Origin of the sequence: Pantoea sp. BL1 (assembly GCF_000963985.1) — a bacterium.
GTDB lineage: Bacteria > Pseudomonadota > Gammaproteobacteria > Enterobacterales > Enterobacteriaceae > Pantoea > Pantoea rwandensis_B.
Genome location: NZ_JZRH01000021.1, coordinates 113,108 through 133,137, shown reverse-complemented (window position 1 = coordinate 133,137; position 20,030 = coordinate 113,108). Strand labels below are relative to the sequence as shown.

Here is a 20,030-nt window from a genome sequence, read left to right as displayed (position 1 = left end):
ATGAAGTGTGAGCCGTCTCACTGTGAGGTACGCCTCAGATATCTAAACAATGCTGAATAACTCTATTTCATCAGCATAAAATTCTGTTGGGGCGGTTTCACGCACAGCATGTATCTGTTTTTCTTATGGCGTCATATTTGAATCAAAATAGGGCTGTCATTAGTAAAATTAATCAGGCTGACTGTGAGTAAAATGGCGCTAAAGTTGAATGAATATGCAATAACAAGGCCCAGCCATCAGATGAAATGGCTACCGGAAGGAGGAATAGCACGGGATGTTACAAAAGGGTCGCAAAAGCGCGGCCCTCCAGATTATTCAGTTGGCAGATTTAGTCAAGCGCTTTACGCATAACGACGCGAACATCGGCGAAAAGGCGCTGCGATGCACCATAATGAGGCAAAGTCAGCAGGCAATGACACGCTGAGTCGGCGCAGTACCGCGATAATTACGCTATCATGAGCCAGATTTCGTTCAGGGAGCTCGTGATGAAACAGATTCGTCTTTTAGCGCAGTACTACGTTGATCTGATGGTCAAGCTGGGGCTGGTGCGTTTCTCGCTGCTATTAGCCTCAGCACTGGTGGTGCTGGCGATGGTGGTGCAAATGGCTGTCACCATGGTACTGCGTGGCCATGTTGAGAGTATCGATGTGGTGCGATCGGTGTTCTTCGGCCTGTTGATCACGCCCTGGGCCGTCTATTTTCTCTCGGTGGTGGTTGATCAGTTGGAAGAGTCTCGCCAGCGCCTGACGAAGCTGGTCGATAAGCTGGAAGAGATGCGCACGCGCGATCTTGAACTTAATCAGCAAATGAAAGAGACCATCGCTCAGCTGAATCAGGAAATTAACGATCGTATCAAAGCGGAGCAGGCCCGCGAGCAGGTGATGGATAAACTGCGCGAAGAGATGGCGCGCCGTGAACAGGCGCAAATCGAGCTGGAACAGCAATCCTCTTTCTTACGCTCCTTCCTCGATGCCTCACCGGATTTGGTGTTCTATCGCAACATCGACAAGCAGTTCTCGGGCTGTAACCGCGCGATGGAGCTGCTAACGGGCATGAGCGAGAAGCAACTGATTGGCCTGACGCCGCGCGACATTTACGATGAAGATGCCGCCTCCAAGGTGCTGGAGACGGATGAAAAGGTCTTCCGCCATAACGTCTCCCTGACGTACGAACAGTGGCTGCAATATCCTGATGGGCGCAAAGCCTGCTTTGAAATCCGCAAAGTGCCGTATTACGATCGCGTCGGTAAACGCAGCGGCCTGATGGGCTTTGGTCGCGATATTACTGAGCGTAAGCGTTATCAGGACGCGCTGGAGAATGCCAGCCGTGAGAAGACCACCTTTATTTCAACCATCAGCCATGAACTGCGTACGCCACTGAATGGCATTGTCGGCTTGAGCCGCATTCTGCTGGACACCGATCTCAATCAGGAACAACTGAAGTACCTGAAAACCATCCATGTCTCGGCCATCACGCTTGGCAACATCTTTAATGACGTGATTGAAGTGGACAAAATCGAGCGCCGCAAAGTGCAGCTGGATAATCAGCCGCTCGACTTCACCGGCTTCCTTGCCGATCTGGAAAACCTCTCCGGGTTACTGGCGCAGCCGAAAGGACTGAAGTTCGTGATGGCACCGGAGCTGCCGCTGCCACACATCATCTCTGCTGACGGCACGCGCCTGCGTCAAATTTTGTGGAACCTGATCGGTAACGCGGTGAAATTCACCCAGCAGGGTGAAATTGTGGTGCGCGTCGCCTATCACCAGGACGAAACGCTGCGCTTTGAAGTGCAGGATTCTGGCATGGGAATTCCGCAGGAAGAGCAGGACAAGATCTTCGCCATGTATTACCAGGTAAAAGATCAGCACGGCGGAAAACCCGCCACCGGTACCGGCATTGGTTTGGCGGTTTCTCGTCGTCTGGCACAGGCGATGGGCGGTGATATTAGCGTGAGTAGTGCGCCGGGGCAGGGCTCATGCTTTGTGGTCGAGATAAATGCACCTCGTGTGGCCGATGAAGTGGAAAACGAAGATCTCGACGACAGCATGCCATTGCCGGCGCTGCACGTATTACTGGTTGAAGATATTGAACTGAACGTCATTGTGGCGCGCTCAGTACTGGAGAAACTGGGATGCAGCGTGGAAGTGGCGATGACCGGCACTGAAGCGCTGGCGATGTTTGATCCGCAGGAGTTTGACCTGGTGCTGCTGGATATCCAATTGCCGGATATGACCGGGCTGGATGTGTCGCGCGCCATTCACCAACGCCATGCTGGCGTGGCGCTGCCGCCGCTGGTGGCACTGACCGCCAACGTGCTGAAGGATAAAAAAGAGTATCTCGACGCTGGAATGGATGATGTGCTGAGTAAACCGCTGGCGGTGCCGGCCTTAACGGCGATGATTAAAAAGTTCTGGGATTACCAGGGCGAGCCGGAAGAAGAGATTCAGACCTCCTCAGACGAACACTCGCGCATGCTGCTCGATGTGGAGATGCTGGAGCAGTATATCGAATTGGTCGGCCCAGGATTGATTACACAAAGCCTGACGATGTTTGAACAGATGATGCCGGGGTATCTCGACGTGCTGGATTCCAACATGATGGCGCGCGATCAAAAAGGGATTGCGGAAGAAGGGCATAAAATTAAGGGTGCTGCGGGCTCAGTAGGACTGTTGCATCTGCAGAAACTGGCGAAACAGATACAGTCACCGGAACTGCCAGCATGGTGGGACAACGTGCAGGAGTGGATCGACGAATTAAAACATGAGTGGCTGCATGACGTTAACGTGTTACGCGAGTGGGTAGCTGAAAGGGAAAAATCTTCGGACGCCAGAAAAAAATGACCCCAGTCGAAACTGGGGTGCGCGAATACTGCGCCAACACCAGGGAAATGGGTACTGCTGCTATCGTTAGAAGTCGAATGGATCAGCAACAGTATGGTATTGGTTAACGCTTCGAAATCACCTTAACAAATTCACCAACGCTTGTGACAAGATTCATTAAATTGTGTGAAGTTGAGCAGCGATTAAATACAGAAAACATTAATTTGCTGACACAGTCAAGCAAGGAATTAATTTCTTTGCCGTATTGCACTATTTTTGACCAATTGTTCTGCTTTTTGCCTGAATTTCCTTCAGCCGGAAGCAGGAAAAGCCTGACAGCTGCGCCGAAATTCCTAATCAGCCGAAAAATCAGAGTTAAGTGAGCTTAACATGCTGATATTAGGTAACAAATAAGGTGGTTCTGGTGGGTTATCCAAAACGCTTTGGAAACCCTCTGCAGAAAGTTCCAGTTTAAAGTTTTGCGGTGCAATGTAAACCAAACGGAAGGCTAAATCCTTTACCATTGTCAGGGTTAATCATGATGATGTTGACGCGATTTCAGCCACGTTTATTGAAACGGCTGCGCGCATCAGTGCGCTTATTCAAATGCTTTGAAAGTTTATTGTTAAGTATTGTGAAAGTTTAAACGTGATCTTTATCACTTTGTATGAAGTATCCGATTGTAAGGGTTTTGCTGGGTTTTTCACCATGGAACCGATTCCCTCATGATGGAAGTGCTTGATGTGATTGGCTCTAATAGAGGAACGATGATGACGCAGGTAATAACTTCATCTCTAACTTTCACGCGATAAGCGGTAAAGTTTTGCCCAGGATTACAGGTAATCAAAATTGTGACCGGGGTGATTGATTAATGCAGGGAACAGGTAAGAGAAAATTGCATGAGTAAGAGTAAAGGGAAAATGGGGCAACGCCTTAAAGTGCTGATTGCTAAAGTGCTGCTGGCGTGGTTGGGAATTTGGCTGGCCGGCATCGTGATCTTTGCCTTTTTACCAGTGCCGTTTTCTGCGGTGATGGTGGAGCGTCAACTGGGCGCCTGGTTCAGTGGTCGGTTCGACTATGTGGCGCATTCCGATTGGGTCAGCATGGATGAGATTTCTCCGTGGATGGCGCTGGCCGTTATCGCTTCTGAAGATCAAAAATTTCCGGAACACTGGGGTTTTGATGTTGATTCAATTCAAAAAGTGCTGGATAGCGATGGATCAAAGCAGATACGCGGTGCTTCTACGCTGTCGCAGCAGACCGCAAAAAACCTGTTCTTATGGGATGGCCGCAGCTGGGTGCGAAAAGGGCTCGAAGCCGGTTTAACCGTTGGACTCGAAACGGTGTGGACCAAACGCCGCATTCTGACGGTATATTTGAATATTGCGGAGTTTGGCAACGGCGTGTTTGGTGTGGAAGAGGCTTCACAGCGCTACTTCCACAAACCAGCCAGTCGTCTGACGATTTCTGAAGCGGCGCTGCTGGCGGCGGTACTACCAAACCCGATTCGCTTCCGCGCTGATGCACCTTCCGGGTATATACGAATGCGCCAGCAGTGGATAATGCGCCAGATGCGTCAGTTAGGTGGGGAAGGTTTCCTCGCTCGCTACAAATTGCATTAACAGCAATTAGTCTTCGTCAAACCCGGCTTCAAACAGCTCAATCACCGCAGCCAGCGCCTCTACTTCCTGCGGGCCGCTGGCTTCAATCTCGATATGGCCGCCTTTCGCGGAGTCGAGCATCAACAGCGCAATCACGCTGCTGGCTTCGGCTTCCGTACCGGCTTCATTGCGCAGTAGTACCTCTGCGTCAAAACTCTGCACCAACTCGAACAGTTTCATTGCCGGGCGCGCATGCATGCCCAGCTTATTGCGAATCTCAACGACTTGCTTCACGGTCATGATTTACGTTTTTCCAGAGTGCGATGACGAGACTGCACATTTTTGCCGCGTGAACGGAAGTAATCTGCCAGCTGTTCGGCGATGTAAACCGAACGGTGTTTACCACCGGTACAGCCAATCGCGACCGTCAGATAGCTGCGGTTGTTGGTTTCCAGCATCGGCAACCACAGCTCCAGATAGCTGCGCGTCTGGTAAATGAAGTTATGCACTTCAGTGTGGCGGTCGAGGAAAGCCGCAACCGGACGATCTAGTCCGGTCATCGGGCGCAACTTGGGATCCCAGTGCGGGTTTGGCAGGAAACGCACATCGAAGACGTAATCGGCATCAATTGGGATGCCGTGTTTGAAGCCGAAGGACTCAAACACCATGGTCAGCTCACGCTCACGTTTGCCAGACAGGCGCGTACGCAGCATTTCAGCCAACTCATGGACCGACATTTCGGAAGTATCAATGATCAGGTCTGCCCGCGAACGCAAAGGCTCAAGCAGGTCACTCTCTTCATCAATCGCGCTTTCCAGTGACAGATTTTTACTGGAGAGCGGATGGATGCGGCGAGTATCACTGTAACGCCGTATCAGTGTGTTGCGATCGGCGTCCAGGAACAGTAGCTGTGGTGAAAACGAATCCGGCAGATTATTGAGCGCCGTTTCAAACACCTCCGGCGATTCAGGCATGTTGCGCACATCAATGCTGACGGCCGCCGAAATATTGCGCTCTGTTAAGGTGTTCGCTAATTCCGGTAGCAGCACCACGGGCAGATTATCGACACAGTAAAATCCCATGTCTTCCAGGGCACGCAGTGCGACCGATTTTCCTGAGCCTGACCGACCGCTAACGATCATCAGCACCATCACATTTCTCCCGTTTTAAACCGACGAATAGGTCGGTAAATGTGTCTGTCGCTTAAGAGTGTTCTTCCTGAGCTTCTGTGATAATGGCATAGAGTTCTTCATCACTCTGTGCCGCACGCAAACGGCGGCAGACGGTTTTGTCCGCCAGACGTTTAGCGACCAGCGACAGCGTATGCAAATGGGTTTTGCACTGGTCTGCAGGCACCAGCAGAGCAAACAGCAGATCAACCGGCTGATTGTCCACGGCGTCAAAGGCGATCGGTTGGTCGAGGCTGATAAACACACCAACGGCGCGCAGCGTATCCTCTTCCAGCTTGCCATGCGGAATGGCGATACCGTTGCCAATGCCCGTACTGCCCATACGTTCACGGGTCAGAATGGCTTCAAATAGTGTCTGGTGCGGCAGATTGAGCTGCTTTGCTGCCAACTCGCTGATAATTTCCAGCGCGCGTTTTTTACTCTGGCAGTGTACGCCGCTACGGGTACAGTCCAGTGAGAGGACCGAGCTCAATTCCAGTGTCAGATCGTTGTTCATCATCGTTTCACTTGCGAGTTCACATAGCCGCAAGGTTAACGCCATTCATAGCACAATGGCGAGTCTCCCGTTGGCGCTTGCGCAGATGACAAAACGGGGCGGTTAACCCGCCCCATTTGCGCTCTGAGTGCCGAATCGGTCAGCACTCTGCAAGCATGAAGGTTAGTGTTTTTTCAGTTTGTCTTTGTGTTTGGTCAGCTGACGGGAAAGCTTGTCGATTAACCCGTCGATGGCCGCGTACATGTCTTCCGCTTCCCCTGTGGCGTGCAGCTCTCCGCCGTTGACGTGCAGTGTTGCTTCCGCAATCTGCGTCACCTTCTCCACTTTCAGAACAATATAAACCTGATTGATACGATCAAAGTAGTGTTCCAGTTTGGCAAATTTGCTATTTACAAATTCGCGCAGCGGTTCAGTGATTTCAACATTCAGTCCGGTCAGGTTTAGCTGCATAGGTCTTCCTTCTTCGTTCGGTCAAACCAACTGCTTGCGCTGGTTTGATGGCGGTATAGATAAAGACTCGCGATATTTAGCAACCGTACGTCGCGCCACCATGATGCCCTGATCGGATAACATGGAGGTGAGTTTGCTGTCGCTCAAGGGTTTTGCGGGATTTTCCGCGGAGATCAATTTCTTCACCAGTGCACGGATCGCCGTGGAAGAGGCTTCGCCACCGCCTTCGGTATTCACATGGCTGGAGAAAAAATATTTTAATTCAAAGATGCCACGCGGGCTGTGCAGGTACTTTTGCGTGGTCACACGGGAAATGGTGGATTCATGCATGTCCACGGCCTGGGCGATATCTGCCAGCACCATCGGCCGCATGTATTCCTCGCCCTGTTCAAAGAACGCCTGCTGCTGCTCGACAATACAACGCGTCACTTTGAGCAGTGTGTCGTTGCGGCTTTCGAGGCTTTTAATCAGCCATTTGGCTTCCTGCAAATTACTGCGAATGAATTGGCTGTCGCTGTCGTTACGCGCGGAGCCGCCCATCGCGGCGTAATGTTGATTGATCTTCAGGCGCGGCAAACTGTCTGAATTCAGTTCAACCGTCCAGCGCTTACTGGTTTTACGCACCAGAACATCAGGAATCACATACTCGGGTTCGCTGGTGTTGATCGATTGGCCGGGACGGGGATCGAGTGACTGAATCAGCAGCATCGCGTCTTTCAGCACGTCTTCCTTGAGGCGTGTGACACGCATCAGGCTGCGAAAATCGTGGTTGGCCAGCAGATCCAGATGTTCACTGACGATCAACCGCGCTTCTGCCAGCATTGGCGCATCGGCAGCGTATTGTGAAAGTTGCACCAGTAAGCAGTCACGTAGATCACGAGCACCGACACCGACAGGATCAAAGCGCTGAACACGCTTCAGCACCGCTTCAACCTCTTCCAGCGTCAGCTCTTCATCACCAATGCTGTCGCAGATGTCCTGGACGGAAACGGTGAGATAGCCCGTGTCATCAATGGCGTCGACAATTGAAGTGGCAATCGCGCGGTCGGTATCCGTAAACGGCGTGAGCTCCACTTGCCACATCAGGTAGTCCTGCAGTGACTGGGTGGTTTCGCCTTGATAAACCGGCAGCTCATCATCCTGGTAATCGGTACCCGTGCCAGAAGGCGTGCCCGCGGTGTAGATTTCATCCCAGGTGGCGTCGAGTGGAAGCTCCTCGGGCATCTCTTTCTGTTCGAGGGCTTCACGGGTGTCTAACGAGTCGCTCTCCTGATGCTCACGTGAATCGACTTCTTCATGCAGATCGGTTTGCTCAAGCAGCGGATTGCTTTCCAGCGCCAGTTGCAGTTCCTGCTGGAGTTCAAGCGTAGAGAGTTGCAGCAGACGAATGGCCTGCTGCAACTGTGGGGTCATCGCCAGCTGTTGGCTGAGCCTGAGTTGCAAACCTTGCTTCATAATTCTGCTTGAATTTCCTAAGCAAATGTCGTGAATAACGACACCTTATCAGAGTCTGAACTCTTCGCCCAAATAAACCCGTTTAACCTGCTCATCTGCAAGAATTTCATCAGGCGTGCCATGCGCGATCAGATGTCCCTGGCTCACGATGTAAGCACGTTCGCACACCGCAAGCGTTTCACGCACGTTGTGATCGGTGATCAACACGCCAAGACCGCTGTCGCGTAGGTGTTCGATGATTTTTTTGATATCGATGACTGAGATCGGGTCAACACCGGCAAAAGGTTCATCCAGCAGGATAAATTTGGGGTTGGCTGCCAGAGCGCGAGCGATTTCAACACGGCGGCGTTCACCACCGGAAAGCGCCTGGCCCATGCTGTCACGCAGATGCTCAATGTGGAACTCTTCCATCAATTCATTGGCACGATCCTGACGCTGCTCTTCCGTTAAATCATCGCGGATTTGCAACACTGCCATCAAATTGTCGAACACGCTTAGACGGCGGAAGATTGACGCTTCCTGCGGCAGATAGCCAATACCACGGCGCGCCCGCGCATGCAGCGGCAGAATACTGATATCTTCGTCATCGATCACGATGCGGCCTGCATCACGCGGCACAATCCCGACAACCATATAGAATGTGGTGGTCTTGCCGGCACCGTTTGGACCTAGCAGGCCGACAATCTCGCCAGATTTTACCTGCAGGCTGACATCTTCCACCACGCGGCGGCCTTTATAGGCTTTCGCCAGGTTTTCAGCGACTAATGTGGCCATAGCGATCAGTTACTCTTTTTAGGGCTCGTGGACGAGCCGTTTTTGTCCTGCAACTGCGACGGCACCAGTACGGTGGTGACGCGTTTGCTTTCGCCCTGGCTAAACGCCTGCATTTTCTGCTCTTTCACCAGGTAAGTGATGCGATCGCCTTTGATGTTGCTGTCCAGCTGCTGAATGAAGGCATTGCCCGTCAGTTCAACGAAATCGTTCGCCAGCTCATAATGCAGTTTTGAGGCGTGGCCCTGAACGGGTTTGCCGTTATCCTGCATCTGGTAGAAGGTGGCGGGAGCGCCGTAGGCATCCACGATAGTTTTTTTACTGTCGCCACCTGGACGTGTGACCACCACCTTGTCAGCGGTGATTTTGATTGAACCCTGAGTCACGATGACATTGCCGGTAAAGGTCGCCACGTTGCCTTGCAGATCCAGCGCCTGATTCACCGAATCAATATTAACGGGCTTGTCAGAATCGCCCGTCAGGGCCAGCGCGGGCAGGCTGGTCGCCAGTAAGGCGCTCACCAACAACAACTTAAGGCTGTTTTTGTTCATTTTGGATTTCATAGGAAGTTTTGACCTTTTCAAGCAGCTGGGCATTCTTGGTTCGTAAATTGCCGCGCATCTTCATGCCAGTGGAATTAAAACTGCGGCCAAATAGGGTGACTTGATCGTCAGATGTCACATCCTGGGTGACCAGATTAACCTGAGCCGTATCGGTAATAATGCGCTCAAGTTGAGAATCCTGGGTCAGGGTATTCACTTCGACGTGACCATATAGATAAAGCATACGATCTTTGGTCAGCTTTGCCTTATCGGCACGTATTGTCCAGGTGGGCACTTTATTTTCATCATACGTGGTTGCAACCGGATTATCGAACCAGCTCACCTCATCTGCCGCAAAGTAAGTCACTTTATCCGAGATCAGTTTGTACGCCAGCGCGCCCGTGGGGTTGTACACCACAGAATGGGACTTCTCGCTGGTATAGGTTGGCTCCTGGCTATTGGTCGCCACCGGCGCTTCGCTATCGTCCTGGTTGGTGAGATTCCAGCCGATCAGCACCAGGGCGATCAAGGCCAAAATCAGCGTTATCCAACGCCTGCTCTTACTCATACTGATTGCCCTTTGGCATCCTCAAATTTGTTCTGCGCCATCAAAATCAGATCGCAGAGTTCACGTACCGCACCCCGGCCACCGGCAATGCGGGTGACGTAGTGTGCACGAGGTAATAACACGGGGTGGGCATCGGCGACGGCCACACTCAAACCGGCCTCCGCCATCACTGGCCAGTCGATCAAATCATCGCCGATGTAAGCCACTTGCTCAGCAGATAATGACAGTTTATCCAGGAGTTCACGCCACGCCAAAAGCTTATCTGATTGTCCCTGATAAAGATGCGTAATGCCGAGCGTCTGGCAACGATCTTCCAGCAGCTTCGCTTTGCGGCCAGTAATAATAGCCACTTCGATATCAGAGGTCAGCAGGCAGCGAATACCATAGCCGTCACGGACGTTAAAGGCCTTCAATTCTTCGCCGTTGTTGCCCATGTAAATCACGCCGTCAGACATCACACCGTCGACATCGCAAATCAGCAGGCGAATCCGCGCCGCCCGAGCCATTACATCGGCACTCACCGGGCCATAGCAGGTATCGATCATCGTGGTTTCAACACTCATTCTTTGTTCCTGTTCAAACTACGCCCGCGCGCAGCATGTCATGCATATGTACCACACCGAGCAGACGATCGTCATCGGCGACCAACACCGCAGTGATGTTTTTGTTTTGCATCAGATTCAGTGCGTCGACAGCCAGCATATTCGGGCGCACGCGAATACCGCCGCGCGTCATCACATCCTGAATGCTGGCTGACTGGAAATCGATCCCCATATCGAAGATGCGGCGTAAGTCGCCATCAGTGAAAATGCCTTCGATTTTCATCAGGTCGTCAACAATCACCGTCAGGCCGAGGTTTTTGCGCGTAATTTCCAGCAGCGCATCCCGCAGCGACGCATCGCGGCTGACGTGTGGGATCTCGTCACCACTGTGCATAATATCGCTCACGTGCAGCAACAACTTGCGGCCCAGTGCGCCACCGGGATGCGAGAGCGCAAAGTCTTCCTGCGTAAAGCCGCGTGCTTCCAGCAGGGCAACCGCCAGCGCATCGCCCATCACCAGCGTGGCGGTAGTACTGGAGGTCGGTGCCAGACCGAGCGGGCACGCTTCCTGTGGAACCTTCACGCATAAATGCACGTCAGCGGCACGCCCCATGGCACTCTCCGGACGACTGGTGAGGCAAATCAACGGCACTTTCTGTCGCTTGAGGACCGGGATGAGGGCCAGAATTTCGTTCGACTCGCCACTATTAGAAATAGCGATCACCACGTCGTTAGCTGTCACCATACCGAGGTCACCATGGCTGGCTTCACCAGGATGAACAAAGAACGAAGACGTGCCGGTGCTGGCGAAAGTCGCTGCCATTTTTGCACCAATATGACCGGATTTGCCCATGCCCATCACCACCACTTTTCCACGGCAGGCAATGATCATTTCGCAGGCGCGGCTAAAGTCGGCATTAATATACTGATCGAGCTGCTCCAGCCCTTCGCGTTCGATGCGCAGTACCGCTTTACCTGCCTGTTGGTAATCAAAAACCGGTTGCTGATGTGACATGGTCAGTCCGTCCTTAATAACTTGTGATGAGCGCAGGGCTGAGCCACAGCCACAGAACCCACGCAATAAATCCCGATAACAAAAGAGAGCCCGCTACGCGGCCAATCCGGCGTTTGCGTAACAGGCAGAGTAGGGCGAACAGCACGCTGACACCTAACATCACCCAGTAATCTCGTGCAAAAGCGTGTGCATCAACGCTGCCGGGGTGCACCAGCGCGGGCAGGCCCAGCACAATGGCCAGATTAAAGATATTAGCGCCAATCAGGTTACCGATAGCGATATCGTCTTCACCTTTCAATGCACCCGCCAGTACGGTAGCCAGTTCAGGCAGGCTGGTGCCCACGGCAATCAACGTCAGACCCATGACCAGCTCGCTGACACCAAAATAGTCGGCAAACACGGTGGCATTATCGATCACCATCCGCGTCGACATCGGCAGAATAATCAGCGCCACCGCCAGCCACAGAAAGGCCACGGTATTGCCAGCTTCATCGCGCGGCAGTTCAGCCAATTGTTCGCGCGTTAACGTGTCATTGTTATCCCGCTCTGCGCGGCGGGCGATGCGAATGGCGATCAGCAGATAACCTAACGCAATCAGCAGCAGCGCGATGCCATCAAGTCGACTAAGGTGATTATCAAACAACATGATGCCACTCAGCAGTGAGACCAGCAGCATCAGGGGGAGTTCGCGCCGAATCAGATTGGAGTGCACTGTCAATGGGTGCAAAAGTGCGGCACCGCCGAGGATCAGCAGAATATTGGTAATGTTTGAGCCCAGCGCCGTCCCTACAGCTAAATCCATTTGCCCATGCTGCGCTGCAGAAAAAGAAACGATCAGTTCGGGTAACGATGTGCCAATGCTTACCACTGTCATGCCGATGATCAGCGGAGGAATGCCGAAGGATCGACACAGGATCGCGGCACTGAAAACCAGACGGTCAGCACCGTAAGCCAGTAAAATCAATCCAATAAACAGCAGGGCAGTGGCTACGAACATGAAAAATCCTTGATGGATAGGTGTGTCGGCAAACCTTGTCCGACAGGTAAATACATTGCGCGCGCGGAAACAGGCGCTGATTTTGACTGTCTGAGAGGCAAAAGTAAATTTTAAGGCCGTTTTCGCCACACCTGACGGGTAAGTTTCTGTAAAACTATCGTGCATTGTGGTCTACCAGGCTACCATCCACGACTTTGATTACGCCCGATCCGCATAAAGAGGTAACGATGATCCAGCAAAAAACGAATCTGGTTGAGGTTCGTGGCGTCAGCTTCACTCGCGGAGACCGCGTCATCTTTGATGACATTTCGCTTACCGTGCCAGCGGGTAAAGTGACCGCTATTATGGGGCCATCCGGGATTGGAAAAACCACGCTGCTGCGCCTGATTGGTGGTCAGTTGCAACCGGATAATGGGGAAATCTGGTTCCGTGACCAGAATATCCCGACGCTTTCCCGCACTAAATTGTATGAAGTGCGAAAAAAAATGAGCATGTTGTTCCAGTCGGGTGCACTTTTTACCGATCTTAACGTCTTTGATAACGTTGCCTGGCCATTGCGTGAGCACACACAATTACCGCCGGAATTGCTGCACAGCACGGTGATGATGAAGCTGGAAGCAGTCGGCCTGCGCGGTGCAGCCAAACTGATGCCGGCCGAGCTCTCTGGTGGCATGGCGCGCCGTGCCGCACTGGCGCGCGCAATTGCGCTGGAGCCGGACCTGATCATGTTCGATGAGCCCTTTGTCGGCCAGGATCCGATTACCATGGGCGTGCTGGTGAAATTGATCGATGAATTGAACCACTCGTTAGGTGTGACCTGCATTGTGGTTTCACACGATGTGCCAGAGGTCTTGAGCATTGCTGACCATGCCTATATTGTTGCCGGTCAAAAGATTATTGCCCAGGGCAGCGCGCCGGAGTTGCGGGAAAATCCCGATCCGCGCGTGCGCCAGTTTATTGAGGGTCATGCGGACGGTCCTGTGCCATTCCGCTTCGCTGCCGGGGATTACCTCAGCGATCTGACTCGTGCAGGGAGAACGTAAACTGATGTTGCTAAAGGCGCTGGCGTCACTTGGACGTCAGGGAATTAATACTTGCGCGGCGTTTGGCCGTGCAGGCTTGATGCTGTTTCATGCGCTGGTGGGTAAACCCGCTTTCCGCCGCCACGCGCCACTGCTGGTAAAACAGCTGTACAGCGTGGGTGTGCTGTCGCTGCTGATCATCGTGGTCTCGGGTTTATTCATTGGTATGGTGCTGGGCCTGCAGGGTTATCTGGTGCTGACGACCTACAGCGCTGAAACCAGTCTCGGCATGCTGGTGGCCTTATCGCTGCTACGTGAACTGGGCCCCGTGGTCACGGCATTGCTGTTTGCAGGACGTGCGGGTTCAGCCCTGACGGCAGAGATTGGTTTGATGAAAGCCACCGAACAGCTTTCCAGTATGGAAATGATGGCCGTTGATCCGCTGCGTCGCGTGGTTTCGCCGCGCTTCTGGGCAGGGTTTATCAGCATGCCGCTGCTAGCATTAATCTTTACGGCAGTCGGTATTGCCGGAGGGGCGTTGGTGGGCGTGGGCTGGAAAGGCATCGATCCTGGCTTCTTCTGGTCAGCGATGCAAAATGCCGTGGATTTCCGCACCGATGTCATCAACTGCATCATTAAAAGCGCAGTCTTTGCCGTGACGGTAACCTGGATTGCGCTGTTCAATGGCTATGATGCCATCCCGACCTCGGAAGGGATTAGTCGGGCGACAACGCGTACCGTAGTGCATGCTTCACTGGCGGTACTCGGTTTGGACTTTGTGCTGACAGCACTGATGTTTGGGAATTGATGCAATGCAAAGCAAGAAAAACGAAATCTGGGTTGGCGTCTTCATGCTGGCAGCACTGTTGGCACTGTTATTCCTCAGCCTGCGCGTGGCCGATCTCAAGTCACTTGGCACCGAACCGACATGGAAGCTGTATGCCACTTTCGATAATATTGGCGGCCTAAAAGTCAGCTCACCGGTGAAGATTGGTGGTGTGGTGATTGGTCGTGTCACGGATATTTCGCTGGATGATAAAACGCTGTCGCCGCGTGTCACCATGGACATCAGCGATCAATATGCCGACAAAATCCCGGACACCAGCTCGCTGGCTATTCGCACGCAAGGTCTGCTGGGTGAACAGTTCCTCGCACTGAATTTAGGCTTTGATGATCCAGAACTGGGTTCGGCTATGCTGAAAGATGGCGGCACGTTGCGTGACACCAAATCCGCGATGGTGCTGGAAGATTTGATCGGCCAGTTCCTCTACAAGAGCGGCGATAACAAAAACGATAATCAAAAGCAGGGCACCGAGAGTGCGCCTGCTCCGGCAGCACCTGCTACAACGGAATAGAGAGGTAAAACACGATGTTTAAACGTTTCCTGATGATTGCCATGCTGGCGCTTGTGCCGCTGGCGGCCAATGCAGCGGATCAGAGCGATCCTTATAAACTGATGAATGAAGCGGCGGCGAAGACCTTCACCCGCTTGAAAAACGAGCAACCTAAAATCAAGCAGGATCCTAACTATCTGCGTGAGGTAGTGCGTCAGGAGTTGCTGCCGTATGTACAGATCAAGTACGCGGGTGCGCTGGTGCTGGGCCGCTATTATCGTGAAGCAACGCCCGCGCAACGCGACGCTTACTTTGCCGCATTTGGCGATTATCTGGCGCAGGCTTATGGCCAGGCGCTGGCGCTGTACCATGGCCAAACCTACCAGATTCAGCAACCGCAGCCGATTGGCGATGCGAATATCGTGGCGATTCGCGTGACTATTTTGGATCCGAACGGCCGTCCGCCTGTGCGTCTTGATTTCCAGTGGCGCAAGAACAGCCAGACCGGCAACTGGCAGGCCTATGATATGGTGGCTGAAGGCATCAGTATGATCACCACCAAACAAAATGAGTGGAGTGATTTGCTGCGTACCAAGGGCATTGATGGTCTGACCGCGCAGTTGAAAACCTACGCAGCACAGCCTATCACTCTGGATAAACAGTAAGCATGAGCGAACCGTTACGCTGGCAGCGCAATGCCAGCACGCTATCTTTAAGCGGCATGTTGGATCGCGATACCCTGCTGTCATTGTGGCATGACCGTGAAACCGCCATGGTGGATGTCGCGACCATTGATGTCGCGGCGCTGGAGCGCGTGGATTCAGCGGGGCTGGCTTTGTTAGTCCATCTTCGCGAAATCGCGCGAGCACAAGGTAGCACGCCAGTTTTCACCGGTATCAACGACAAACTTCAGTCATTAATTGCGCTGTATAACCTACAGCAGATTATTGTTTCTGCGGAAAAAATCGCCTGATTACGTTGTCATCGCCAAAAGCCCCTGATTTATTCAGGGGCTTTTGCGTATTTAAGAGTCAGGCGCTTTCCTCTAAGATATCCGCCTTATTATTATTAAGTGAAGCAAAGAGCGATGGAAAATAGTGAAGTTCAGGCCGTGCTGATGCAGGCGCTGCCATTAGATGAAGTACATGTTCTCAGCAACGACGGCAGTCATTTTCAGGTGATCGCGGTGGGTGAGATGTTCGGTGAACTGAGCCGTGTGAAAAAACAGCAGGCTGTATATGCGCCGCTGATGGAATACATTGCGGATAACCGTATTCATGCGGTTTCCATTAAAACTTATACCCCAGCCGAGTGGGCGCGCGACCGTAAACTCAACGGTTTCTAAGTATCTCGCCGGTTGATTTGTTGATAGATAATTGAGAGCCGTTAATGGACAAATTTCGTGTGCAAGGCCCCACCCGTTTAAGTGGTGAAGTGACCATTTCCGGGGCGAAGAATGCTGCGCTGCCAATTCTGTTTGCTGCGCTGCTGGCAGAAGAGCCGGTTGAAATTCAGAACGTGCCGAAGCTGCGTGATATCGATACCACCATGAAGCTGCTGAATTTGCTGGGTGCGCGCGTTGAGCGTAATGGTTCGGTTCACGTTGATGCTCGCGAAGTTAATGTCTTCAGCGCGCCGTATGATCTGGTGAAAACCATGCGTGCCTCGATTTGGGCACTGGGTCCGCTGGTGGCGCGTTTTGGTCAGGGTCAGGTTTCATTGCCAGGTGGCTGTGCTATTGGTGCACGTCCGGTTGATCTGCACATCACTGGCCTTGAGCAACTGGGTGCGGAAATTAAACTGGAAGAAGGTTACGTCAAAGCTTCCGTTAATGGCCGCCTGAAAGGCGCGCATATCGTCATGGACAAAGTCAGCGTTGGCGCGACCGTGACCATCATGAGTGCGGCAACGCTTGCCACTGGCACGACCATTATTGAAAACGCCGCTCGTGAGCCGGAAATTGTCGATACGGCAAACTTCCTCAACACGCTGGGCGCAAAAATCAGCGGTGCAGGCACAGATAAAATCACCATCGAGGGCGTAGAACGTCTGGGTGGCGGTGTGTATCGCGTTCTGCCGGATCGTATCGAAACCGGTACCTTCCTGGTCGCTGCTGCGATTTCCCGCGGTAAAGTGGTGTGCCATAAAGCCCAGCCCGATACGCTGGATGCGGTACTCGCAAAACTGCGTGATGCGGGTGCCGAGATTGAAACCGGTGAAGACTGGATCAGCCTCGATATGCACGGTAAGCGCCCTAAGGCGGTTAACGTCCGTACTGCACCACACCCAGGTTTCCCAACCGACATGCAGGCACAGTTCACCTTGCTGAACATGGTGGCGGAAGGCACTGGCGTGATCACCGAAACCATCTTCGAAAACCGTTTCATGCACATCCCTGAGCTGATTCGTATGGGCGGTCACGCGGAAATCGAAAGCAACACTGCGATTTGCCACGGTGTTGAGGCGCTGTCGGGTGCACAAGTGATGGCAACCGACCTGCGCGCTTCTGCGAGCCTGGTACTGGCCGGTTGCATCGCGGAAGGCACTACCATTGTGGACCGTATTTATCATATCGACCGTGGCTATGAGCACATCGAAGATAAACTGAAGGCCATGGGTGCCAATATCGAGCGCGTCAGCGGCGAATAACACAGATCTCGCACGCGAAGAAAACCAGTCACGGCAGCGTGGCTGGTTTTTTTATGCCAAAGTTCTCAGATCTCCTGACGAACCCTGGGGGATCGAATACGTTTTTTGCGATCCAGCAAGCGCGATGTAATAGGATCATAATAGCGAGTTGGCCAGATCTCGGCGGGATGAACACCGATCGCTTCAGCGATCAACCACTCTCCTTTGGGCCAGGGGCGGGAAAGTGCGTTGGAGAGTGTGGACGAGTTCAGCCCCGAATTGCGTGACAATTCAGCCATTGAAGTGCCTTTTTTACGCAGTGCTGCAATCACATCTGCGGGATGCCAATCCTGTTTCCTTGCTTTCATAACGTCCTGCTCCTTGTCCATGTTATTGCGTTGTCTCTGCCGCAGCGAGCGTATCCAATGCAGAGATATTAGGAAAAAACAAAAACCTTATAGCAAATAATTTCCATAAGCTTCCAGTAATTGTTTTGGCCTCGCATTAAACTGAGCTCTCTTTCGCAAAAGCGCTGCAAGGAATGTAATGGGCAGTCAGGTGAAGGGCTGGGAAGTAAAGCAGGGGGAGAAAACGGGTGAGGCAGGAAAGAAAACGGGGCCAGGCTGCCCCGTAATGACAATCAGAAATCACGCTGCACTGACATATGGGCCAATGCTTCGAGTGCGCTCCGCCACGGTGTTTCTGGCAGGGCCTGCAGGGCAGCAATGGCTTTATCCGCCTCTTCTTCAGCGCGTTTGCGCGTCCATTCCAGCGAGCCAGTTTGTTGCATGGCATCCAGTACCGGTTCCAGCAGATGGCGACCGTTACCTTCTTCGATTGCTTTGCGGATCATCTGAGCTTGCTCTGGCGTACCGTTGTGCATGGCATGCAGCAGCGGCAGCGTCGGCTTGCCTTCGCTCAGGTCATCACCGGTATTTTTACCCAGGGTTTCGCCATCCGCACTGTAATCCAGCAAATCGTCAATTAACTGGAAAGCGGTACCCAGATAGCGACCATAATCCTGCAGCGCTTTTTCCTGCGCCGGCGTGGCTTCAGCCAGAATCGCGGAGGCTTGAGAAGCTGCTTCAAACAGGCGCGCGGTCTTACTGTAGATGACGCGCATGTAGCTCTCTTCAGTGATATCGGGATCGTTGCAGTTCATCAGCTGCAGCACTTCACCTTCCGCAATCACGTTTACTGCTTCGGACATCAGCGCGAGGATCTTTAAGGATCCCATGCTGGTCATCATCTGAAACGCGCGGGTGTAGATGAAATCCCCCACTAGCACACTGGCAGCATTGCCGAACGCGGCATTGGCAGTGGCTTTGCCACGGCGCATATCGGATTCATCCACCACATCATCGTGCAGCAGAGTTGCCGTGTGGATAAATTCGATCAGCGCCGCATTGGTGACATGCAGCGATCCCTGATAGTTCAGCGCACGTGCCGAGAGCACCGCGATCATAGGCCGGATACGTTTGCCTCCGCCGCTGATGATGTAATAACCCAACTGATTAATCAGTGAGACATCTGAATTCAGCTGGTCGAGGATGGTCTGGTTGACGGCCGCCATGTCCTGCGCGGTTAATTCATTAATCTGTTCTAAGTTCATTCGTCTGTTCAGCTTTGACTCGTATTTTGCATGGTAAGCGCTTTTACCCAGCGTGAGTTCAGGTAATCTGTTACTGATTGTACTTGAAAAATCGGGCTGAGAAACGTTTGCATTCGTCCTGCGCTTTTTTTCTGCAAGAGAGTGCAAAGTGCACTTGTCTTCTGCTGGAGATTTGCGTAGAATTCGCGCCCTATTGTGAATATTTATCGCGCCGCCTGATGAATAGAAAGGCATGCGCAGAAGCGGAGTTTTATATGTACGCGGTTTTCCAAAGTGGTGGTAAACAACACCGAGTAAGCGAAGGTCAGACCGTTCGCTTGGAAAAGCTGGACATCGCAACCGGCGAAACCATTGAGTTCGACCAGGTTCTGATGATTGCAAATGGCGAAGACGTGCAAATCGGCGCGCCACTGGTATCAGGCGGTGTGATCAAGGCAGAAGTTGTTGCTCACGGTCGTGGCGAGAAAGTTAAGATTGTTAAGTTTCGTCGTCGTAAACACTACCGTAAGCAAGCTGGTCACCGTCAGTGGTTCACTGATGTGAAAATCACTGTGATCGGCGCGTAAGAGGAGATCTGACAAATGGCACATAAAAAGGCTGGTGGCTCGACTCGTAACGGTCGCGACTCCAATGCAAAACGTCTGGGTGTTAAGCGTTTCGGTGGTGAATCTGTTCTGGCAGGTAGCATCATCGTTCGTCAGCGTGGCACCAAATTCCACGCAGGTACCAATGTAGGTTGTGGTCGTGACCACACCCTGTTTGCTACCGCAGACGGTAAAGTACAATTCGAAGTTAAAGGTCCTAACAACCGTAAGTACATCAGCATCGTTGCTGAGTAAGGTTGTTGTGACGCAGACGGTTAACGTCTGAACACACGAATTGAAGGCCCCGCAGCTTTGCGGGGCTTTTTACATTCTGCCGCAGGTTGCGGGATTCCCTCTGACCAAAACGCGCAGTTTGCTGTACAATTTATGTACTCCTGGCATTG

24 protein-coding genes are annotated in these 20,030 nt (G+C 52.6%); 11 read left to right on the top strand and 13 right to left on the bottom strand.

Translation table 11 applies throughout. The annotated features are described in order from the left end of the window. The first annotated feature begins 485 nt into the window (after positions 1-485). A complete protein-coding gene (gene arcB, locus VH86_RS12290) occupies positions 486-2,840 on the top strand; it encodes an aerobic respiration two-component sensor histidine kinase ArcB (RefSeq protein ID WP_038649507.1) in 2,355 nt (784 codons plus the stop codon). An 878-nt stretch (positions 2,841-3,718) separates the two neighbouring features. Next, positions 3,719-4,441, top strand: coding sequence for a monofunctional biosynthetic peptidoglycan transglycosylase (gene mtgA, locus VH86_RS12285; protein WP_045833019.1), 723 nt, complete (start codon positions 3,719-3,721; stop codon positions 4,439-4,441). 6 nt (positions 4,442-4,447) lie between these two features. Here mtgA and npr read toward each other — a convergent pair whose 3' ends face one another. The 11 genes from npr to VH86_RS12230 all read right to left on the bottom strand — a co-directional run bounded on the left by npr (position 4,448) and on the right by VH86_RS12230 (position 12,446). Next, on the bottom strand, positions 4,448-4,720 hold the full coding sequence (npr, locus tag VH86_RS12280) for a PTS phosphocarrier protein NPr (RefSeq protein ID WP_034826632.1): 273 nt from the start codon (positions 4,718-4,720) through the stop codon (positions 4,448-4,450). Continuing rightward, complete coding sequence (gene rapZ, locus VH86_RS12275) at positions 4,717-5,571, bottom strand: RNase adapter RapZ (RefSeq protein WP_038649498.1); 855 nt, start codon at positions 5,569-5,571, stop codon at positions 4,717-4,719. Before rapZ ends, npr begins: the two co-directional genes overlap by 4 nt. 52 nt (positions 5,572-5,623) lie before the next feature. Further along, positions 5,624-6,106, bottom strand: coding sequence for a PTS IIA-like nitrogen regulatory protein PtsN (ptsN, locus tag VH86_RS12270; protein WP_176505766.1), 483 nt, complete (start codon positions 6,104-6,106; stop codon positions 5,624-5,626). A gap of 162 nt (positions 6,107-6,268) precedes the next feature. After that, on the bottom strand, positions 6,269-6,556 hold the full coding sequence (hpf, locus tag VH86_RS12265; RefSeq protein ID WP_034826627.1) for a ribosome hibernation promoting factor: 288 nt from the start codon (positions 6,554-6,556) through the stop codon (positions 6,269-6,271). 21 nt (positions 6,557-6,577) lie between these two features. Continuing rightward, the gene (gene rpoN / locus VH86_RS12260; protein ID WP_045815874.1) at positions 6,578-8,011 is read right to left on the bottom strand and encodes an RNA polymerase factor sigma-54; all 1,434 of its coding nucleotides are present in this window, start codon (positions 8,009-8,011) and stop codon (positions 6,578-6,580) included. Positions 8,012-8,059: 48 nt separating this feature from the next. Next, on the bottom strand, positions 8,060-8,785 hold the full coding sequence (gene lptB / locus VH86_RS12255) for an LPS export ABC transporter ATP-binding protein (RefSeq protein WP_034826621.1): 726 nt from the start codon (positions 8,783-8,785) through the stop codon (positions 8,060-8,062). 5 nt (positions 8,786-8,790) lie between these two features. Further along, positions 8,791-9,345: a lipopolysaccharide ABC transporter substrate-binding protein LptA gene (gene lptA, locus VH86_RS12250; protein WP_034826619.1), complete on the bottom strand. Its 555-nt coding sequence runs from the start codon at positions 9,343-9,345 to the stop codon at positions 8,791-8,793. Continuing rightward, complete coding sequence (gene lptC, locus VH86_RS12245) at positions 9,314-9,892, bottom strand: LPS export ABC transporter periplasmic protein LptC (RefSeq protein WP_034826617.1); 579 nt, start codon at positions 9,890-9,892, stop codon at positions 9,314-9,316. The genes lptA and lptC overlap by 32 nt, the downstream gene beginning before the upstream one ends. Continuing rightward, positions 9,889-10,455 carry a 3-deoxy-manno-octulosonate-8-phosphatase KdsC gene (kdsC, locus tag VH86_RS12240; protein ID WP_034826614.1) on the bottom strand — a complete coding sequence of 189 codons (567 nt, stop codon included), beginning with the start codon at positions 10,453-10,455 and terminating at the stop codon, positions 9,889-9,891. Before kdsC ends, lptC begins: the two co-directional genes overlap by 4 nt. Positions 10,456-10,468: 13 nt before the next feature. Continuing rightward, positions 10,469-11,449, bottom strand: coding sequence for an arabinose-5-phosphate isomerase KdsD (kdsD, locus tag VH86_RS12235; protein WP_034826612.1), 981 nt, complete (start codon positions 11,447-11,449; stop codon positions 10,469-10,471). A 13-nt stretch (positions 11,450-11,462) separates the two neighbouring features. Then, positions 11,463-12,446, bottom strand: coding sequence for a calcium/sodium antiporter (locus tag VH86_RS12230; RefSeq protein WP_034826610.1), 984 nt, complete (start codon positions 12,444-12,446; stop codon positions 11,463-11,465). Positions 12,447-12,673: 227 nt separating this feature from the next. Between VH86_RS12230 and mlaF the strand changes: the two genes are divergently transcribed. The 7 genes from mlaF (at position 12,674) to murA (ending at position 17,451) form a co-directional block, all read left to right on the top strand. Beyond that, positions 12,674-13,489 (top strand): phospholipid ABC transporter ATP-binding protein MlaF, encoded by an 816-nt coding sequence (gene mlaF, locus VH86_RS12225; RefSeq protein WP_038649487.1) that lies wholly within the window; start codon positions 12,674-12,676, stop codon positions 13,487-13,489. 4 nt (positions 13,490-13,493) lie between these two features. Further along, complete coding sequence (gene mlaE / locus VH86_RS12220) at positions 13,494-14,276, top strand: lipid asymmetry maintenance ABC transporter permease subunit MlaE (protein WP_034826606.1); 783 nt, start codon at positions 13,494-13,496, stop codon at positions 14,274-14,276. A gap of 4 nt (positions 14,277-14,280) precedes the next feature. Further along, positions 14,281-14,823, top strand: a complete 543-nt coding sequence (mlaD, locus tag VH86_RS12215) for an outer membrane lipid asymmetry maintenance protein MlaD (RefSeq protein WP_034826604.1) — start codon at positions 14,281-14,283, stop codon at positions 14,821-14,823. 14 nt (positions 14,824-14,837) lie between these two features. Next, entirely contained in the window at positions 14,838-15,467 is a 630-nt protein-coding gene (mlaC, locus tag VH86_RS12210; RefSeq protein ID WP_045833018.1) for a phospholipid-binding protein MlaC, read from the top strand. 2 nt (positions 15,468-15,469) lie between these two features. Then, the gene (gene mlaB, locus VH86_RS12205; protein ID WP_038649484.1) at positions 15,470-15,775 is read left to right on the top strand and encodes a lipid asymmetry maintenance protein MlaB; all 306 of its coding nucleotides are present in this window, start codon (positions 15,470-15,472) and stop codon (positions 15,773-15,775) included. 114 nt (positions 15,776-15,889) lie between these two features. Further along, positions 15,890-16,147: a BolA family iron metabolism protein IbaG gene (gene ibaG, locus VH86_RS12200; RefSeq protein WP_021184251.1), complete on the top strand. Its 258-nt coding sequence runs from the start codon at positions 15,890-15,892 to the stop codon at positions 16,145-16,147. Positions 16,148-16,191: 44 nt separating this feature from the next. Continuing rightward, entirely contained in the window at positions 16,192-17,451 is a 1,260-nt protein-coding gene (murA, locus tag VH86_RS12195; RefSeq protein ID WP_034826598.1) for a UDP-N-acetylglucosamine 1-carboxyvinyltransferase, read from the top strand. Positions 17,452-17,516: 65 nt separating this feature from the next. Here murA and VH86_RS12190 read toward each other — a convergent pair whose 3' ends face one another. Both VH86_RS12190 and ispB read right to left on the bottom strand, forming a co-directional pair. After that, a complete protein-coding gene (locus VH86_RS12190; RefSeq protein WP_045815875.1) occupies positions 17,517-17,798 on the bottom strand; it encodes a helix-turn-helix transcriptional regulator in 282 nt (93 codons plus the stop codon). A gap of 272 nt (positions 17,799-18,070) precedes the next feature. Continuing rightward, complete coding sequence (ispB, locus tag VH86_RS12185; protein ID WP_038649473.1) at positions 18,071-19,042, bottom strand: octaprenyl diphosphate synthase; 972 nt, start codon at positions 19,040-19,042, stop codon at positions 18,071-18,073. A gap of 254 nt (positions 19,043-19,296) precedes the next feature. Between ispB and rplU the strand changes: the two genes are divergently transcribed. Both rplU and rpmA read left to right on the top strand, forming a co-directional pair. Then, a complete protein-coding gene (rplU, locus tag VH86_RS12180) occupies positions 19,297-19,608 on the top strand; it encodes a 50S ribosomal protein L21 (protein WP_034826596.1) in 312 nt (103 codons plus the stop codon). A 15-nt stretch (positions 19,609-19,623) separates the two neighbouring features. Then, entirely contained in the window at positions 19,624-19,881 is a 258-nt protein-coding gene (rpmA, locus tag VH86_RS12175) for a 50S ribosomal protein L27 (protein ID WP_003851093.1), read from the top strand. Positions 19,882-20,030: the final 149 nt, after the last annotated feature.

Coding starts and splice junctions, on each gene's coding strand:
- arcB (WP_038649507.1), top strand. CDS start 486: ATGAAACAGATTCGTCTTTTAGCGCAGTACTACGTTGATCTGATGGTC.
- mtgA (WP_045833019.1), top strand. CDS start 3,719: ATGAGTAAGAGTAAAGGGAAAATGGGGCAACGCCTTAAAGTGCTGATT.
- npr (WP_034826632.1), bottom strand. CDS start 4,720: ATGACCGTGAAGCAAGTCGTTGAGATTCGCAATAAGCTGGGCATGCAT.
- rapZ (WP_038649498.1), bottom strand. CDS start 5,571: ATGGTGCTGATGATCGTTAGCGGTCGGTCAGGCTCAGGAAAATCGGTC.
- ptsN (WP_176505766.1), bottom strand. CDS start 6,106: ATGAACAACGATCTGACACTGGAATTGAGCTCGGTCCTCTCACTGGAC.
- hpf (WP_034826627.1), bottom strand. CDS start 6,556: ATGCAGCTAAACCTGACCGGACTGAATGTTGAAATCACTGAACCGCTG.
- rpoN (WP_045815874.1), bottom strand. CDS start 8,011: ATGAAGCAAGGTTTGCAACTCAGGCTCAGCCAACAGCTGGCGATGACC.
- lptB (WP_034826621.1), bottom strand. CDS start 8,785: ATGGCCACATTAGTCGCTGAAAACCTGGCGAAAGCCTATAAAGGCCGC.
- lptA (WP_034826619.1), bottom strand. CDS start 9,345: ATGAAATCCAAAATGAACAAAAACAGCCTTAAGTTGTTGTTGGTGAGC.
- lptC (WP_034826617.1), bottom strand. CDS start 9,892: ATGAGTAAGAGCAGGCGTTGGATAACGCTGATTTTGGCCTTGATCGCC.
- kdsC (WP_034826614.1), bottom strand. CDS start 10,455: ATGAGTGTTGAAACCACGATGATCGATACCTGCTATGGCCCGGTGAGT.
- kdsD (WP_034826612.1), bottom strand. CDS start 11,449: ATGTCACATCAGCAACCGGTTTTTGATTACCAACAGGCAGGTAAAGCG.
- VH86_RS12230 (WP_034826610.1), bottom strand. CDS start 12,446: ATGTTCGTAGCCACTGCCCTGCTGTTTATTGGATTGATTTTACTGGCT.
- mlaF (WP_038649487.1), top strand. CDS start 12,674: ATGATCCAGCAAAAAACGAATCTGGTTGAGGTTCGTGGCGTCAGCTTC.
- mlaE (WP_034826606.1), top strand. CDS start 13,494: ATGTTGCTAAAGGCGCTGGCGTCACTTGGACGTCAGGGAATTAATACT.
- mlaD (WP_034826604.1), top strand. CDS start 14,281: ATGCAAAGCAAGAAAAACGAAATCTGGGTTGGCGTCTTCATGCTGGCA.
- mlaC (WP_045833018.1), top strand. CDS start 14,838: ATGTTTAAACGTTTCCTGATGATTGCCATGCTGGCGCTTGTGCCGCTG.
- mlaB (WP_038649484.1), top strand. CDS start 15,470: ATGAGCGAACCGTTACGCTGGCAGCGCAATGCCAGCACGCTATCTTTA.
- ibaG (WP_021184251.1), top strand. CDS start 15,890: ATGGAAAATAGTGAAGTTCAGGCCGTGCTGATGCAGGCGCTGCCATTA.
- murA (WP_034826598.1), top strand. CDS start 16,192: ATGGACAAATTTCGTGTGCAAGGCCCCACCCGTTTAAGTGGTGAAGTG.
- VH86_RS12190 (WP_045815875.1), bottom strand. CDS start 17,798: ATGAAAGCAAGGAAACAGGATTGGCATCCCGCAGATGTGATTGCAGCA.
- ispB (WP_038649473.1), bottom strand. CDS start 19,042: ATGAACTTAGAACAGATTAATGAATTAACCGCGCAGGACATGGCGGCC.
- rplU (WP_034826596.1), top strand. CDS start 19,297: ATGTACGCGGTTTTCCAAAGTGGTGGTAAACAACACCGAGTAAGCGAA.
- rpmA (WP_003851093.1), top strand. CDS start 19,624: ATGGCACATAAAAAGGCTGGTGGCTCGACTCGTAACGGTCGCGACTCC.